Origin of the sequence: Sneathiella sp. P13V-1 (assembly GCF_015143595.1) — a bacterium.
In the GTDB taxonomy this organism is placed as follows: Bacteria; Pseudomonadota; Alphaproteobacteria; order Sneathiellales; family Sneathiellaceae; genus Sneathiella.
Map to the genome: position 1 here is coordinate 458,202 of NZ_WYEU01000001.1, position 14,155 is coordinate 472,356.

General features: G+C 49.9%; 16 protein-coding genes. 6 read left to right on the plus strand and 10 right to left on the minus strand.

What is annotated here, in order from left to right; translation table 11 throughout:
- Positions 1 to 112: 112 nt before the first annotated feature.
- From GUA87_RS02295 to GUA87_RS02340, 10 genes are all read right to left on the minus strand, one after another.
- Positions 113 to 451 (minus strand): DUF6867 family protein, encoded by a 339-nt coding sequence (locus GUA87_RS02295; RefSeq protein ID WP_193714903.1) that lies wholly within the window; start codon positions 449 to 451, stop codon positions 113 to 115.
- The gene (locus GUA87_RS02300) at positions 451 to 1,179 is read right to left on the minus strand and encodes an ABC transporter ATP-binding protein (RefSeq protein WP_193714904.1); all 729 of its coding nucleotides are present in this window, start codon (positions 1,177 to 1,179) and stop codon (positions 451 to 453) included. The genes GUA87_RS02295 and GUA87_RS02300 overlap by 1 nt, the downstream gene beginning before the upstream one ends.
- Positions 1,180 to 1,181: 2 nt before the next feature.
- Entirely contained in the window at positions 1,182 to 2,054 is an 873-nt protein-coding gene (locus GUA87_RS02305) for an ABC transporter ATP-binding protein (RefSeq protein WP_193714905.1), read from the minus strand.
- 1 nt (position 2,055) lies between these two features.
- A complete protein-coding gene (gene livM / locus GUA87_RS02310) occupies positions 2,056 to 3,393 on the minus strand; it encodes a high-affinity branched-chain amino acid ABC transporter permease LivM (protein ID WP_193714906.1) in 1,338 nt (445 codons plus the stop codon).
- Positions 3,393 to 4,328 carry an ABC transporter permease subunit gene (locus GUA87_RS02315; protein WP_193714907.1) on the minus strand — a complete coding sequence of 312 codons (936 nt, stop codon included), beginning with the start codon at positions 4,326 to 4,328 and terminating at the stop codon, positions 3,393 to 3,395. The genes livM and GUA87_RS02315 overlap by 1 nt, the downstream gene beginning before the upstream one ends.
- 380 nt (positions 4,329 to 4,708) lie before the next feature.
- The gene (locus GUA87_RS02320; RefSeq protein ID WP_193714908.1) at positions 4,709 to 5,107 is read right to left on the minus strand and encodes a Zn-ribbon domain-containing OB-fold protein; all 399 of its coding nucleotides are present in this window, start codon (positions 5,105 to 5,107) and stop codon (positions 4,709 to 4,711) included.
- Between the two features lies 1 nt (position 5,108).
- Positions 5,109 to 6,275, minus strand: a complete 1,167-nt coding sequence (locus tag GUA87_RS02325; protein ID WP_193714909.1) for a thiolase domain-containing protein — start codon at positions 6,273 to 6,275, stop codon at positions 5,109 to 5,111.
- A gap of 110 nt (positions 6,276 to 6,385) precedes the next feature.
- The gene (locus GUA87_RS02330; protein WP_193714910.1) at positions 6,386 to 6,799 is read right to left on the minus strand and encodes a response regulator; all 414 of its coding nucleotides are present in this window, start codon (positions 6,797 to 6,799) and stop codon (positions 6,386 to 6,388) included.
- Between the two features lie 14 nt (positions 6,800 to 6,813).
- Complete coding sequence (gene hpt / locus GUA87_RS02335; RefSeq protein WP_193714911.1) at positions 6,814 to 7,353, minus strand: hypoxanthine phosphoribosyltransferase; 540 nt, start codon at positions 7,351 to 7,353, stop codon at positions 6,814 to 6,816.
- Positions 7,354 to 7,382: 29 nt separating this feature from the next.
- Positions 7,383 to 8,120, minus strand: coding sequence for a zinc-ribbon domain-containing protein (locus tag GUA87_RS02340; RefSeq protein ID WP_193715791.1), 738 nt, complete (start codon positions 8,118 to 8,120; stop codon positions 7,383 to 7,385).
- Positions 8,121 to 8,248: 128 nt separating this feature from the next.
- On the opposite strand from GUA87_RS02340, the gene ftsE reads away from it, so the two are divergent.
- The 6 genes from ftsE to GUA87_RS02370 all read left to right on the plus strand — a co-directional run bounded on the left by ftsE (position 8,249) and on the right by GUA87_RS02370 (position 14,133).
- Entirely contained in the window at positions 8,249 to 8,944 is a 696-nt protein-coding gene (ftsE, locus tag GUA87_RS02345; RefSeq protein WP_193714912.1) for a cell division ATP-binding protein FtsE, read from the plus strand.
- The gene (locus GUA87_RS02350) at positions 8,941 to 9,831 is read left to right on the plus strand and encodes a cell division protein FtsX (protein ID WP_193714913.1); all 891 of its coding nucleotides are present in this window, start codon (positions 8,941 to 8,943) and stop codon (positions 9,829 to 9,831) included. Before ftsE ends, GUA87_RS02350 begins: the two co-directional genes overlap by 4 nt.
- Positions 9,831 to 10,379: a D-glycero-alpha-D-manno-heptose-1,7-bisphosphate 7-phosphatase gene (locus GUA87_RS02355; RefSeq protein ID WP_193714914.1), complete on the plus strand. Its 549-nt coding sequence runs from the start codon at positions 9,831 to 9,833 to the stop codon at positions 10,377 to 10,379. The genes GUA87_RS02350 and GUA87_RS02355 overlap by 1 nt, the downstream gene beginning before the upstream one ends.
- Positions 10,376 to 10,987: a YdcF family protein gene (locus GUA87_RS02360; protein ID WP_193714915.1), complete on the plus strand. Its 612-nt coding sequence runs from the start codon at positions 10,376 to 10,378 to the stop codon at positions 10,985 to 10,987. Before GUA87_RS02355 ends, GUA87_RS02360 begins: the two co-directional genes overlap by 4 nt.
- Positions 10,984 to 11,712 (plus strand): lysophospholipid acyltransferase family protein, encoded by a 729-nt coding sequence (locus GUA87_RS02365; protein WP_193714916.1) that lies wholly within the window; start codon positions 10,984 to 10,986, stop codon positions 11,710 to 11,712. Before GUA87_RS02360 ends, GUA87_RS02365 begins: the two co-directional genes overlap by 4 nt.
- Positions 11,713 to 11,811: 99 nt before the next feature.
- A complete protein-coding gene (locus GUA87_RS02370; protein ID WP_193714917.1) occupies positions 11,812 to 14,133 on the plus strand; it encodes an adenosylcobalamin-dependent ribonucleoside-diphosphate reductase in 2,322 nt (773 codons plus the stop codon).
- The last annotated feature ends 22 nt before the right edge of the window (positions 14,134 to 14,155 follow it).

Here is a 14,155-nt window from a genome sequence, read left to right on the forward strand (position 1 = left end):
AGTTAGTTGAATATTTAAGTTACCCTTACGTCGATGTTCGGCAATAACTGCCCAATTGTAAAGAGTAATTTCACATAAACCGGGCGACACCCCCTGCCGCCCAAGCTTAATTCTACTTCTCTTTCCAGGCGAACGGACCCGCAGGTGCATACAGCCATGGATATTGGGTAACCATCTGACGAACACGGGTCAGACGATAGCCAATGAGTGAGATGCCAATCAGCACCAAAGTATCCACAATATAGTACTGAAGTGACAACAATGTGCCTTCAAACAGAGCAAAGTGGAAGAAGCGATCTGCAAGACCTAAAAGCAGCATATAAAGCACCGGTTGGATCGGTGAGCGCCACTTGGCCGCCAGTGAGCGACCGGACATAAAGGCAGCACCACCAGCGATACATACGGTCAGCGCAAAAAAGACGCCAAAGCTGTTTTCCCAAAGAATGCCCATTAGTGCGCTCCTCCTTCAAGATAGGCTGCACGAACTTCTTCTTTTGCCAGAAGCTCTTTGCCAGTCCCGCTCATGGTAATGGCGCCGTTCACAACCACATGTCCCTTATCTGCAAGTTTCAAGGCGTGATAGGCGTTTTGCTCCACCAGGAAGATGGTCAGACCTTCGGTCTTGTTCAGCTCCTTAATGGCATCAAAAATCTGTTTCACCACAAGTGGCGCCAGACCCAATGATGGTTCATCCAGCAACAGGAGTTTTGGTCGTGCCATCAAGGCCCGTCCAATGGCCAGCATCTGCTGCTCTCCGCCTGACAACGTACCGCCTCGCTGATCCCGACGTTCTTTCAAACGCGGGAACAGGGTGAAAACCTTTTCAAAATCCTCTTCAATATGGGACTGGTCCGTCACCGCGGCTCCCATGATCAGGTTTTCATACACGGTCATACGCGGGAAAATACGGCGTCCTTCCGGAGACTGAGCAATTTGACGGCGCATAATCTCATGCGTCGGCATCTTGGTAATATCAACACCATCATAGATGATCTGCCCAGTGGCCGCCCGCGGGTTGCCACAGATTGTCATCATCAACGTCGATTTCCCGGCGCCGTTGGCACCGATCAAAGTGACAATTTCACCTTCATGAACGTCAAGGCTGACACCGCGAAGAGCCTGAATTTTACCGTAGAATGTTTCGACATTCTTGATCTGTAGAAGTGGTTCTTTAGCCATGATTATGCCTCCCCTCCTTCAGATGTGCCGGTTTGTTCGATCTCATGCTCAACTTCATCAACTTCGTCATCATCCACACCAAGATAAGCGGCAATCACTTTTGGATCACTTTTCACCTCATCCGGTGTGCCGTCAGCAATTTTCTCACCATAGTCCAGCACAACAACATGGTCGGAGATTTCCATCACCACATTCATGTCATGCTCAATGAGAAGAATGCCTGTTCCCTCCTCTGAACGAATATCCAGCAATAGTTTATTCAGCTCATCGGATTCTTTCGGGTTCAGGCCTGCTGCCGGCTCATCAAGGCAAAGAAGATTTGGCTTCGTACACATAGCACGAGCGATCTCAAGCTTGCGTTGCTCACCATATGGAAGGTCTGCTGCCGCATCATCAGCGCGATCAGTTAGACCCGTTTTCTCCATCCAGTATTTGGCAAGATCAATTGCCTCTTTTTCAGCTTTTCTGTATCCAGAAACGCCAAAAATACCGCCAAAGGTGAATTTAGAAGCCTTCATCAGTGGGTTATGCTGTCCCACCATCAGGTTTTCCAGAACCGTCATACCGCCGAACAGACGGATATTCTGGAAGGTTCTGGCCACTTTTGCCACCTTTGGGATCTTGAAGTCATCCATACGCTCCAACAGATACTTCTCACCATCTTCATGATATGTGGTGATCATGCCTTCTGTTGGCTTGTAGAAACCTGTGATGCAGTTAAACACAGTTGTTTTACCAGCACCATTTGGTCCGATGAGCGCCGTAATATCACCACGCTTCACATTGAATGACAGATCATTGACCGCAAGCAAGCCGCCAAAGCGCATTGTCAAATGCTCCACAGAAAGGAGCGTGTTCGCATCAATCGTGCTCATATCAGTGCCCCTCTCCTTGTGCGACCATATCTGCCGAGACACCTTTCTTCTTCTTCAAGAAGACGGACGGATCACGGGAAGAAATCAGACCACGTGGACGCCATACCATGATGACAACCATCGCAAGACCAAAGATCAACATACGGAACTGTTCAGCTTCACGGAACACTTCAAAGCCGCCGATCAGGAAGATAGAGGCGATAACAACACCGATCTGCGATCCCATACCACCCAAAACAACAATGGCCAGAATGAGAGCCGATTCGATAAAGGTGAAACTCTCCGGTGAGATAAAGCCCTGACGAGTTGCGAAGAAGGATCCGGCAAAACCTGCGAACATTGCTCCGATAGAGAAAGCAGACAGTTTCACCAATGTGGTATTCAACCCAAGTGAACGACAGGCAATTTCATCTTCACGAAGCGCTTCCCACGCGCGGCCAATGGGCAAACGGCGCAAGCGGTTCGTCACCACATTTGTCACAAGAGCCAAAATCAGGATCAGGAAGTAGAGGAAAATAATCCGGTGCATGGAGGAAAACTCCAGTCCGAAAAAGTCAGCAAAAGTTCCCTCACCGAAACGCTTGAACTCAAGTCCAAAGAAAGTTGGCCGCGGAATGCCTGAAAGGCCATCTGGGCCACCGGTAAATTCGTACCAGTTCAGAAGAACCACACGAATAATTTCACCAAAGGCCAATGTCACAATGGCCAGATAGTCACCGCGAAGGCGCAACACAGGGAAACCAAGAATGATCCCCCAGAAAGCGGCCAGAATACCGGCAAGCGGCAGACATAGCCAGAAAGACAGTCCAAAATAGTGTGCGAGCAGCGCATAGGAATAAGCGCCCACCGCGTAGAAGGCCACGTAACCAAGATCGAGAAGCCCCGCAAGTCCCACCACAATATTAAGGCCCCAACCAAGCATCACATACGTGAGGATCAGAATACTGAGATCCAGGAGGTAACGATCGGTTGTTGGCAAAAACGGCCAAACCAGCGCTAGTAATAGCATTGTTGGTAGGAAGAATTTCCCAACCGGAGCCAAACTTGTCGTAACTGAAGCCTTCAGGCCGTCAGAAATAAGCGGCTGACGCTCGTTCACAGGTTTACGCCAAATGGTAACCCAGAGGATCAACCGAACAACAACGACCAACGCCACAGCGCCAAGCCCCAGCATAGCATCTGTCTCAATTGAAAGGCCACCAGAAGCAGTTACTGTCTGAAACCCGAGGGTCGTACCAAAGATTGCTGCCGCCAAGAAGGCCGTCACGACAAGATCTTTCAACAGGTGCGCCGGGTTTAAACCTCCAGCGCCGCCTGTCTGTGTTGCAGATCCGCTCATTATACTTTTTCGACCTCTGGTTTACCGAGGAGACCCTGCGGCAAGAAGATCAACACAACGGCCAGCATGGCAAAGGCCGCAACGTCTTTATATTCCACCGAGAAATACGCAGACCAGAAGGTTTCAATCAAGCCAATCACAAGGCCACCCAGCATCGCCCCTGGCAGGGAACCGATACCGCCAAGAACCGCAGCTGTAAAGGCTTTCACACCCGCAATAAAGCCTATGAAGAAGTCAATCACACCATAGTAAAGCAGGAACATCAAACCAGCCACTGCCGCCAGTGCCGCGCCCATCACGAAGGTCGTGGAGATCGTGCGGTCCACATTGATACCCAGCAAGGATGCCATTTTCTGGTCCTGCTCACAGGCGCGCTGCGCACGGCCCAGAGATGTCTTGGCAATGATCAAAGAGAAGACAGTCATCAACACCACAGTTACCGCAATAATCGCGATTTGGATATTTGATATCTGGACAAGGAATTCGCCATTTTCATCAACCCGCTTCATAATCGTGTAACCACCAGACACAATTGGCTGCAGCGGTTTCACGCGTGCGCCTTGTGCGATCTGGATGTAGTTCTGAAGAACAATGGAAACACCAATAGCAGTAATCAGTGGAGCAAGGCGGAAGGATCCGCGAAGGGGCTTGTAAGCCAGTCGTTCAAGTGTCCAACCGTAAACGGAGGAAATCACCATTGCGCATACCAACACTAGGATCAGGGCGAGGATAATAACACCAACACCAGACGAAACCGCAATCCCGAGAGCTGTAATTACAATCAAAGAAATAAACGCGCCGACCATAAAGACGTCGCCATGCGCAAAGTTAATCATTCCGATAATGCCATAAACCATCGTGTAACCGATGGCGATCAGGCCATAAATCGAACCCAGCGTGATCCCATTGATCAACTGCTGAAGAAAGTATTCCATTCGGCACCTCCCTGTCCGCTGATGCCATAATATAAAAACAACACTGTCCGCCTTCCCTCGGGCGGACTGATCAGATCATTGTTAAGAAAATATGAAGATCTGATTTGCCCAAGCCTATGAAGTCGCGTCCGATTAGGCAAGCCTGTTGTTAGGCAAACTCGAATTTAGGTGAATTTTGAGTAATAAAATAACCCAAAGAGCAATTTCCGTCAGATAATTATTACGGAATAAAGTATTTCTGTCGGATTTCCAACCAAACCCGCGGCATGAATCTCGAAAGAATATTTCGCACGTTAAATAAAGCATTCCGTTAAGTAAGCAAAAAGGGCGGTGATAAAAGATTCACCGCCCTTCCAAAAATTCCATCTACACCCTGTTCATTATGCCGGTGTGAATGTCGGAACCGGAGGGCCATCCCCTTCCGTTTCCGAGAATTTCAATTTCACCTTCTGCCCAATTTCAAGTTTGGAAAGATCACAATCCACAATATTGGTCATCATGGAAATATCAGTTCCATCAAGCGTGACATAAGCAATTGCATATGGGACAGGCGCCCGCCACATCACACTAAAGGAGTAAATTGCGCCGCCGCCCTCTGCTTCCTTGAAGTAGGTATCGTCACTGCCGCAGTGCGGACAGATCGGACGCGGATAATGGTGCGGATTTCCGCAAGAATTACAGTAACGCACCAGCAATTTACCTTCGCGGGCACCGTTCCAATATTCTTCCGTTCCCGGATACACTTCAGGGGCGGGAATGCTTCTTTGTTCCTGTGTCATTTTATTCCCTTTCCAGAATGAGAGTTGCACTGCCGTGACGTGTTCCGAGTGATCCACCCGTACCATGAGCGAGAACCAGATCACAGTTTGGCACCTGAACAGCTGGATGAGCTTCGCCGCGAAGCTGACGCACCGCTTCGATAACCTTGGTCATGCCACCGCGGTTAGCAGGGTGGTTGTTGCAAAGTCCGCCGCCGTCTGTATTAAAAGGCAACTTACCGACACCGGAAATCAGGTTCCCATCGGAGACAAACTTGCCGCCCTCACCCTTTTCACAGAAACCAAGGTCTTCAAGCTGCATCAATACGGTGATTGTGAAGCTGTCATAGATGGAGGCGTACTTAATATCGGATGGTTTCACACCTGCTTCTGCGAAAGCGTTTGGACCGGAGACAGCCGCACCACTATATGTCAGATCAACACGCCCCCCCATTTGACCCTTTGGAGACTCGCCTGCGCCTTTAATTTTCACTAAAGGACGATTGAGCGTTTTAGCGATTTCAGGGGAGACAACAACCAATGCCCCGCCGCCGTCACTGATAACGCAGCAATCAAGGCGGTGCAGCGGATCGGAAATGAGCGGGGAGTTCACTACATCTTCAACGGTCACCACATCCTGCAACACAGCATTTGGATTGTGCTGCGCGTGATGTGACGCCGCCACTTTAATCCAGGCCAGCTGTTCGCTTGTTGTGCCAAACTCATACATATGACGCATGGCACACATGCCATACATGTTTGTGATCACAGGCGCAAAAGGCAGCTCAAACGGAACGTCCGGGCTGTCACCATAGACACGTGGCTTGGTGCCTGTTGCCATGCCTTCCGCTTTTGGACGACCTGCAAGCGTAATAAGCGCGACGCTACATTTTCCAAGAGCAATGGCTTCCGCAGCATGAGCCACATGAACAAGGTAGGATGATCCACCTGTTTCCGTGCTATCCACATGGCGCAGTTTCAACCCCATATAGTCTGCAAGGTTGATGGGCCCCAAGCCCGGCGCATCACCCGCACAGAAATAGCCGTCCACGTCATCTTTAGTGAGGCCCGCATCTTTTAGGGCGCCCAACGCACATTCCGCGTGCAACTGTGCGACCGATTTATCCAAGGCTTTACGTGTCGGATGCTCAAACGCACCGGCAATATAGGCCTTGCCATTAATAGACATTGATTGATCCCTTCTTATTTTGTTTGTTTTTGGCGCTGGGAATTGCGCGGTTCATTAACTAGGGCTAGCAAAGAATTTTCTTAAATTCAACAATATAATAAGCTAGCTAGTTAATTTGTCAGCCCTTTGTCAGCTGTGGTTGTTTTTGCTGATAGGGAAGACGCTTTTAACGCCTCTTCCACCCGCTCGCAGATCTCATCCAACGTGAAAGGTTTTGCGAGTACATCAAAAATCAGCTCTTCCAGATTGTGAGCGCGTTGCCGCTCTGCGGCATATCCTGTCATCAGGAGTACTTTCAAATCCGGAAATTCTTTTGCGACCTTTAAAGACAAGGCAATGCCATCCATTACCGGCATCACAATATCTGTCAGCAATAGGTCAAAAGGTGGATCCGCTTCCAGTAGCGCGTGCAAGCCTTCTGCGCCATCACGGACAGCGACAACGTCGTGCCCGTGATAACTCAAGGCACGTTGGACAAACTCCCTTAAAGAAGCCTCGTCTTCTGCTACCAATATCTTAGCCAATCCCCCCTCCGGTCTTAGGCGTCAGTGATATGTCCGATATACGGCAATTCACGATAATAGTGCGCATAATCCAGGCCATAGCCAATGACAAATTTGTCAGGACAGTCGAAACCGACGAAATCTGCTTCGAAATCTACAATGCGTTTGCCTTTTTTATCAAGCATCAGACATGTACGCACCATTTCAGCGCCTCGATCCAGAAGCTCCTGCTGGGCAAAAGCCATTGTCCGGCCCGATTCCAGAATATCATCAATCAGCAGAACACGTCGGCCTTTGACGGTATCCACAATATCACGGGTGATCACAACGGTACCGCTGCTGATCTGTTTGTCGCCGTAGGAAGACAGCGCCATAAAATCGATTTGCGGACGAACGCCTGCGTGGTGTAATTCGCGGATCAGATCCGCGGCAAAAACAAAACTGCCTTTCAGAACCGCAATCACCAGAAGATCTTCACCCATGTCAGAGGCAATCTGCTCAGCCAGTTCTTTATTGCGTCGCTCAATATCAGCGCTGGAAAAAAGTACTTCAATATTTGGCTTTTTATCGGCCATTTGTGTCTCCAAACGGGAAAATCCCGATCCTATTGTTTATCGTCTGTGACCGCTTTTCTTGGTGCAATCAAATTCGCTTTAATATGTTTGGCTTCAGCCGGCGGCTGGTTCATGCTTGAAGAAAATTCAACTTTCTCCCAAGGGCCAACCTTCTCAGCTTTTGGTTTAGCCTGCCAGCTATAGACATGCAGTCCCTCCGAATCGACCAACTGGATTGCAATGCGCGGGATTGGGCGCTCTTCACTGGTGATGTTGACGATTTCACCCGTCACTGTCAGGCGGATAACACCATTTTCTTCAACTGATGTATTCTGGACATTTCGAATTTCCAGACCCAACGTATTGGCTGTTTTTACATCCAGTTTCAACGAATGATAAAGGGACGCTGTGCCAGGCATGATCTGAACAACAAAATTACGTCCATAATAGGCGCCAGCCCCAAGACCGCCCAGAATTATCAGGAAGATCAACCATCCAAGCCAGCTACGCTTCTTTGGCTCAGGCTTGGGGCGCGGGCGCGGTTTCGTCGCCCGTGTCATCTCCTCGATACTCATCCCTGCTTCTGGCGCGGGGGCAACCTCTTCCCTAGGTTCCGGCGCTGGTGCGTCGTCTACAACAGGTTCATCCAGAGTAATTGGCGCATCTTCAGGCGGAAACTCCCGCCATTTGTGACCACACTTGGCGCATTTCACCATCCGTCCTTCCGGGCCGATGGAAGCCGCATTAATCGAATAACGCGTTGAACAGGAGGAACAAGTTAATATCATAGGTCGGAAGCTATCAGTCCTAGAGTTTAAGAATTCTATTTTTATAGGCTTTCAGACAAACATGCACAAGACTAGGCAATAAATCCACTTTAGATTATTGTGGGTTCAAAATTTAAGGGGAGGATTTTTTGGTCAGGTTCGAAAATGTTGGTATGCGTTACGGAATGGGACCAGAAGTTCTGCGGGATATCAATTTACATCTAAGCCCCGGATCTTTTCACTTTTTGACCGGCCCTACAGGTGCCGGGAAAAGCTCTCTCCTTAAACTTCTTGCCCTCTCTCACCGGCCAAGCCGCGGTCTTCTGACCCTATTTGGTCAGGAAGTGAGCCAGTTAAAACGCGAAGACCTGCCTGACTTTAGGCGGAAAATTGGTGTGGTTTTTCAGGAATTTCGCCTGATCGATCACCTAACCGCCTTTGAAAATGTAGCCCTGCCCCTTCGAATCGCTGAGGCGGATGAGGAACTCGTTCGAAAGAACGTGCATGAGCTTTTAAACTGGGTTGACCTTGGGAATCAGATGAACGCCAAACCACCAACTTTATCGGGCGGTGAAAAACAGCGTGTTGCCATTGCTCGGGCCATAATCAATCGCCCGCAACTTCTCATTGCGGACGAGCCCACAGGCAGTATGGATCCGGAAATGGGTCTGCGCCTGATGTATTTATTTCAGGAACTCAACAAACTTGGGACCACTGTAGTCATCGCAACCCACGACATTGAAATGATCCGGCGTTTTGCCCACCCTGTCATGTATCTCGAAGACAGCACCCTGCATTCAACAACACCTTCGGCCTACCTTGCCCGTTTTGAGGGGTTGAGATGAAATTCAGCTTCCTTGCCAAACCCTCCGAACTACAATTGGAGAAAGACGCTTCCAGTAAATACCTGCCTGTCGTAGTTGCAGCCATGGTCTTTTTGGCGTCGCTTTCTCTTATTGGATTGTTTTCCATCAATTCTGCCATTTCCAGCTGGTCGGGTGCGATCAGCGGTAATCTGACCGTAGAAATCGCCTATGACAAAGACTCGGATATGGATAAAAAATCCCAAAAGGCGGTCTCTTTCCTAAAAACTGTACCTGGATTGGACGAAGTGAGAGCCATTAGTTCTGGGGAAGCGGCCAAGTTGCTGGAGCCGTTTCTTGGGCGCGCTGATGTCATTGAACGCTTACCTCTTCCCCGCCTTATAGAAGTCACTGTTGCCGAGAACAGCGCGCTTGACCTTCTGGCAACAGCCAATCAACTGGAACAAGCCGTGCCGGGTGCACATTTGAACACCCATCGGCCATGGCTGGATAAAATGTTGCTGCTTGCAAGATCCGTTCAGTTCCTAGCAGCAGCCATAATGTTCCTGATCAGCATGGTGACCGTTGTAATTATTATTTTTGCCGCCCGAACCGGTATGGTGATGCATCATGATATTATCGAAGTCCTACATTTGATCGGAGCCAAAGACAGCTATATTGCCCGTCAATTTCAGGATTATTTCGCCCGCCTTGCCCTTTATGGTGCAATTCCCGGTCTGATAATCGCCATAATCACCATGCAACTATTCACCTATCTTGCTGGACGTTTGGAAGCTGGCTTAATACAGCCCCCAACGATGATTTTGGAGGGGTGGATAGCACTTGCCATGCTGCCGCTTCTGGTTGCAATTTTAACAACATTTACAGTACGCTGGATTGTATTGAGTTCCTTAAAACGGATGATGTAGTGCTTATCTTGCTGGACAGAGATGGTGTTCTAAATGAAGACCGTCCGGACTTTGTGAAAAATCCGGGTGAATTGATTATGATCCCCGGTGCAGCCGAGGCCGTTGCCCGACTAAAATCTGCAGGGCATCATCTGGCGATCGTTACAAATCAATCCTGTATTGGACGCGGTATTATCTCAGATGAAATGCTGGATCAGATCCACAGCAAACTGCTTCAGGCCATTCGATCTGCAGGTGGGGACATTGACCATATTTACGTGGCCCCAGACGCGCCGTGGGAAGCAAGTGAAAACCGAAAACCTGGTGCCGGGATGATTTATCAGGCCTTGGACCGTTTCCGTACCCTTCCAGAAAAGGCGGTCATGATCGGGGATGCTAAAAGAGATCTGCAGGCGGCAGCAAAAGCAGGGGTTCATCGTATTCTTGTCCAAACAGGAAAAGGTGTGAAAACTCAAAAAGAAGGGTTGGATCAAAATCTGATGCCAGTTTCCGTCGCCGCTAACCTTGCAGAAGCGGCCGATTTCATAGATCAAGGGCGGTATACATGATGAGGTTTCTGCAGCAGCTCTGGCTCAATTTCCTGATGATCGTGATCCTCGCTTGGTTTGGCGGATACGTGCTTTTCATCCATCAGGTACGCACGCAGCCTAACGATGTCACCCGCAAAGCAGATGCCATCGTAGTGCTGACAGGCACAACCGCGCGCCTGAATGTCGCTTATCAACTCCTGACGGAAGGGGCGGGAGAGCGATTACTCATATCCGGCGTCAACCGGGTTATCAGCAAAGAAACCCTGCGACAGGCATTGGACGTTAATGAGAAGATCATGGAATGCTGTATTGATATTGGCAAACAGGCACTGGATACGGTTGGAAATGCAGATGAGATTTCCCTCTGGGCGGCAGAACGAGGGTATAAATCGCTGCTTGTCGTAACCAGCGCCTACCATATGCCAAGATCCCTTGTAGAGATCCGCCGCATGTTGCCAGACGCAACACTTTTGCCCGTTCCCGCACAGGATAAATCACTTGATCTAGAAAATTGGTGGCAAAATCCGAAAAGCATGTACATATTGGCGGCCGAATTTAACAAGTTCCTGTTCAGCCTCATCCGCGCCCGAACAGAGAGCGCCGTCATGTCAGGAGACAGCAATTGACCGCTATTAGATCCGCCCTGTTTTTTACCCTGTTCTGGATCTGGTCCGTTATCATGAATATTCTGTTCCTTCCCGGCCTCATTCTGCCAAGAATGGTGATAGTCTGGGGACAACATATCTGGACCGGCGGCATTATTCTCATGATGCGCTTCATCTGTGGCCTGAAGGTTGAAATTCGCGGAAAAGAATATCTGCCAAAACACAAAGCGCTGATCGCCTGTAAACATCAATCAGCATTCGAGACGATGGTGTTTCACTGGCTGACACGTGATCCGGCCATGATCTTGAAAAAAGAACTGCTGATGATCCCTGTTTACGGCTGGTATTGCATGAAAACAAAAATGATTGCAGTTGACCGTAAAGGGCATGCGGCGGCCCTTCGTTCCATGATCGAACAAGGACAGGCTGCTCTTGAAATGGATCGCCAGATTGTCATTTTCCCCGAAGGTACCCGCAGTGCTATGGATGACTATCCGGCTTTCCAGCCGGGAATCGCGGCATTGTATGGGAAATTGGATATACCGGTGACACCTGTCGCGCTTAACACAGGACTTTACTGGCCGCGCAAACAATTCCTTTGCCGTAAAGGCACACTCGTCATTGAATTTCTGCCGCCCATTGAGCCTGGCCTGAAACGCAGAGATTTCATGGGTAAATTGCAAACCACCATTGATGAAAACAGCCAGCGGTTGGTCGAAGAAGGTCGCACAAAGGACTTTAATTAGCTCATAAAAACGCCATATGTCGTGGGGCAGCATTTGTGAATTACCTTTATCTGGTATATAATGCGATCCTAACTGTTTCTAATCACGAACAGGGTTCCTATGGCGTCTATTGCACCTATTTCGCAACAAATCTGGGATATGAAGTACCGTTTTCGCTCCGCTGATGGGCAGGAGACGGAACGAAGTATTGAAGATACGTGGGCAAGGATCGCCCATGCCTTGGCGGAACCTGAAGACGATCCGGATAAGTGGCAGGAAATTTTCTATAAAGCCCTTGAGGATTATAAATTCCTGCCCGCGGGCCGTATAGTTGCGGGTGCCGGAACCAAACGCAACGTGACCCTGTTTAACTGCTTCGTCATGGGCAACATCCCCGATGACATGGCAGGAATTTTCGACAATCTGAAAGAAGCTGCCGTCACCATGCAGCAGGGCGGCGGCATCGGATATAATTTCTCCACCATCCGCCCCAAAGGTGCCCCTGTCAAAAGCATGGGATCAGACGCCTCTGGCCCGCTTAGTTTTATGGATGTGTGGGACAGCATGTGCCGCACAATCATGAGCGCAGGGTCCCGCCGCGGCGCCATGATGGCAACGCTTCGGTGTGATCATCCGGATATTCTGGATTTCATCCGCGCCAAACAAGACCCCGGACGGCTGCGCATGTTTAACTTGTCAGTTCTCGTCACCGATGACTTTATGGAGGCGGTTAAATCGGATGGGTCTTGGGATCTGGTATTTGAAGGCACTCATTTCAAAACCCTTCGCGCTCGTGAACTTTGGGACGAGATCATGCGTTCCACCTATTCATATGCTGAGCCGGGCGTGATCTTTATCGACCGGATCAACAAACGGAACAACCTCTATTACTGCGAAGATATCACCGCCACCAACCCGTGCGGTGAACAACCCCTGCCTGCATATGGAGCGTGTTTGTTGGGTTCGGTGAACCTTACCCGTTTCGTCAAGGATCCGTTTAGTTCAGATGCCGCCCTTGATCTGGAAGCACTGGATGAAACCGTTCGCACCGCCATTCGCATGATGGATAATGTGGTGGATGTGTCCAATTTCCCGCTGGAGGAACAACGTCATGAGGCAAAAGCCAAACGCAGGATAGGCCTTGGGATTACAGGCCTTGCGGATGCATTGATTATGTGCGGCGTACGCTATGGGTCGGATGAAGCCATTTCCCTCACCCGACAGTGGCTGTCCACCCTACGGAGATCCGCTTACCTCGCTTCCACCGATTTGGCGAAGGAAAAAGGGGCCTTTCCCCTTTATGATGAAGAGGCTTATTTAAGCGGAGAGACCGTTAAAACGCTGGAGCCTGAAATTCAGGGCGCCATCAAGAAAAACGGGATCCGAAACGCGCTTGTCACCTCCGTTGCACCAACGGGAACCATTTCCCTGCTCGCCGATAATATCTCCAGCGGGTTGGAGCCGGTTTTCAGTTTTTCCTACACCCGCAATGTTCTGATGCCGGACGGCACCCGCAAATCGGAAGAAGTGAGCGATTATGCCCTTCGCCTGTTCCGTCGCCTGAACGGTGAAGATGCGCTCCTACCCGACTATTTTGTAGATGCGCAAATCCTCACCCCTGAAGATCATGTGAAGATGCAGGCGGTGGTACAGGATTATATCGACAGCTCTATTTCCAAAACCATTAACTGCCCTGAAGATATCAGCTTTGATCAGTTTAAAGATATCTACATGCAGGCCTATGATCAGGGCTGTAAGGGCTGTACAACCTACCGCCCCAATGATGTGACCGGCGCCGTGTTAGAAGCGAGCCAAAGCGGTCAGAAGACCGACGAACAGGCGTCCCTACCCTTGGATGAGCCAACCCCTCGCCCCAAAGACAGCTTTGAGGCTGGCGGCGTCGTATATATGACAAGGCCACTTGATCGCCCTGGCACCATTCCGGGACAGACTTACAAGCTGAAATGGCCCGAAAGCAATCACGCCATGTATATCACCCTGAACGATATTATTCAGGATGGTCGCCGCCGCCCGTTTGAGATTTTTATCAACTCCAAGAACGTGGAACATTTCGCCTGGACAGTGGCCCTCACCCGCATGATTTCGGCTGTATTCCGCCGGGGCGGAGATGTGAGTTTTGTTGTGGAAGAATTAAAAGCGGTGTTTGATCCGCGCGGCGGTGCGTGGGTACAAGGGAAATATGTCCCGTCTTTGCTGGCAGCCATTGGAGATGTGATTGAAACCCACCTGATCCAGATCGGCTTTCTGCCGGAAAAACAATCACCGGATAAGCAAAATTCTGCCCATCAGGTCATGCCTGTCGGCGGCGCCCCACAAAAGACCGGATTGCAACGCCAATGCCCCGAATGCGGAGAGCTCTCCCTCATCCGAAGCGAAGGGTGTGACACCTGTTCGTCCTGCGGATTTTCTAAATGCGGGTAGGGGCATTACGCCCCTACCCAAG

Bases quoted from the DNA above. Each gene is read 5' to 3' on its own strand.
- GUA87_RS02360 (WP_193714915.1), top strand. From the start codon at position 10,376: ATGATGAGGTTTCTGCAGCAGCTCTGGCTCAATTTCCTGATGATCGTG.
- GUA87_RS02350 (WP_193714913.1), top strand. From the start codon at position 8,941: ATGAAATTCAGCTTCCTTGCCAAACCCTCCGAACTACAATTGGAGAAA.
- GUA87_RS02300 (WP_193714904.1), bottom strand. From the start codon at position 1,179: ATGGCTAAAGAACCACTTCTACAGATCAAGAATGTCGAAACATTCTAC.
- GUA87_RS02370 (WP_193714917.1), top strand. From the start codon at position 11,812: ATGGCGTCTATTGCACCTATTTCGCAACAAATCTGGGATATGAAGTAC.
- GUA87_RS02295 (WP_193714903.1), bottom strand. From the start codon at position 451: ATGGGCATTCTTTGGGAAAACAGCTTTGGCGTCTTTTTTGCGCTGACC.
- GUA87_RS02340 (WP_193715791.1), bottom strand. From the start codon at position 8,120: ATGATATTAACTTGTTCCTCCTGTTCAACGCGTTATTCGATTAATGCG.
- GUA87_RS02325 (WP_193714909.1), bottom strand. From the start codon at position 6,275: ATGTCTATTAATGGCAAGGCCTATATTGCCGGTGCGTTTGAGCATCCG.
- GUA87_RS02320 (WP_193714908.1), bottom strand. From the start codon at position 5,107: ATGACACAGGAACAAAGAAGCATTCCCGCCCCTGAAGTGTATCCGGGA.
- livM (WP_193714906.1), bottom strand. From the start codon at position 3,393: ATGAGCGGATCTGCAACACAGACAGGCGGCGCTGGAGGTTTAAACCCG.
- hpt (WP_193714911.1), bottom strand. From the start codon at position 7,353: ATGGCCGATAAAAAGCCAAATATTGAAGTACTTTTTTCCAGCGCTGAT.
- GUA87_RS02305 (WP_193714905.1), bottom strand. From the start codon at position 2,054: ATGAGCACGATTGATGCGAACACGCTCCTTTCTGTGGAGCATTTGACA.
- GUA87_RS02315 (WP_193714907.1), bottom strand. From the start codon at position 4,328: ATGGAATACTTTCTTCAGCAGTTGATCAATGGGATCACGCTGGGTTCG.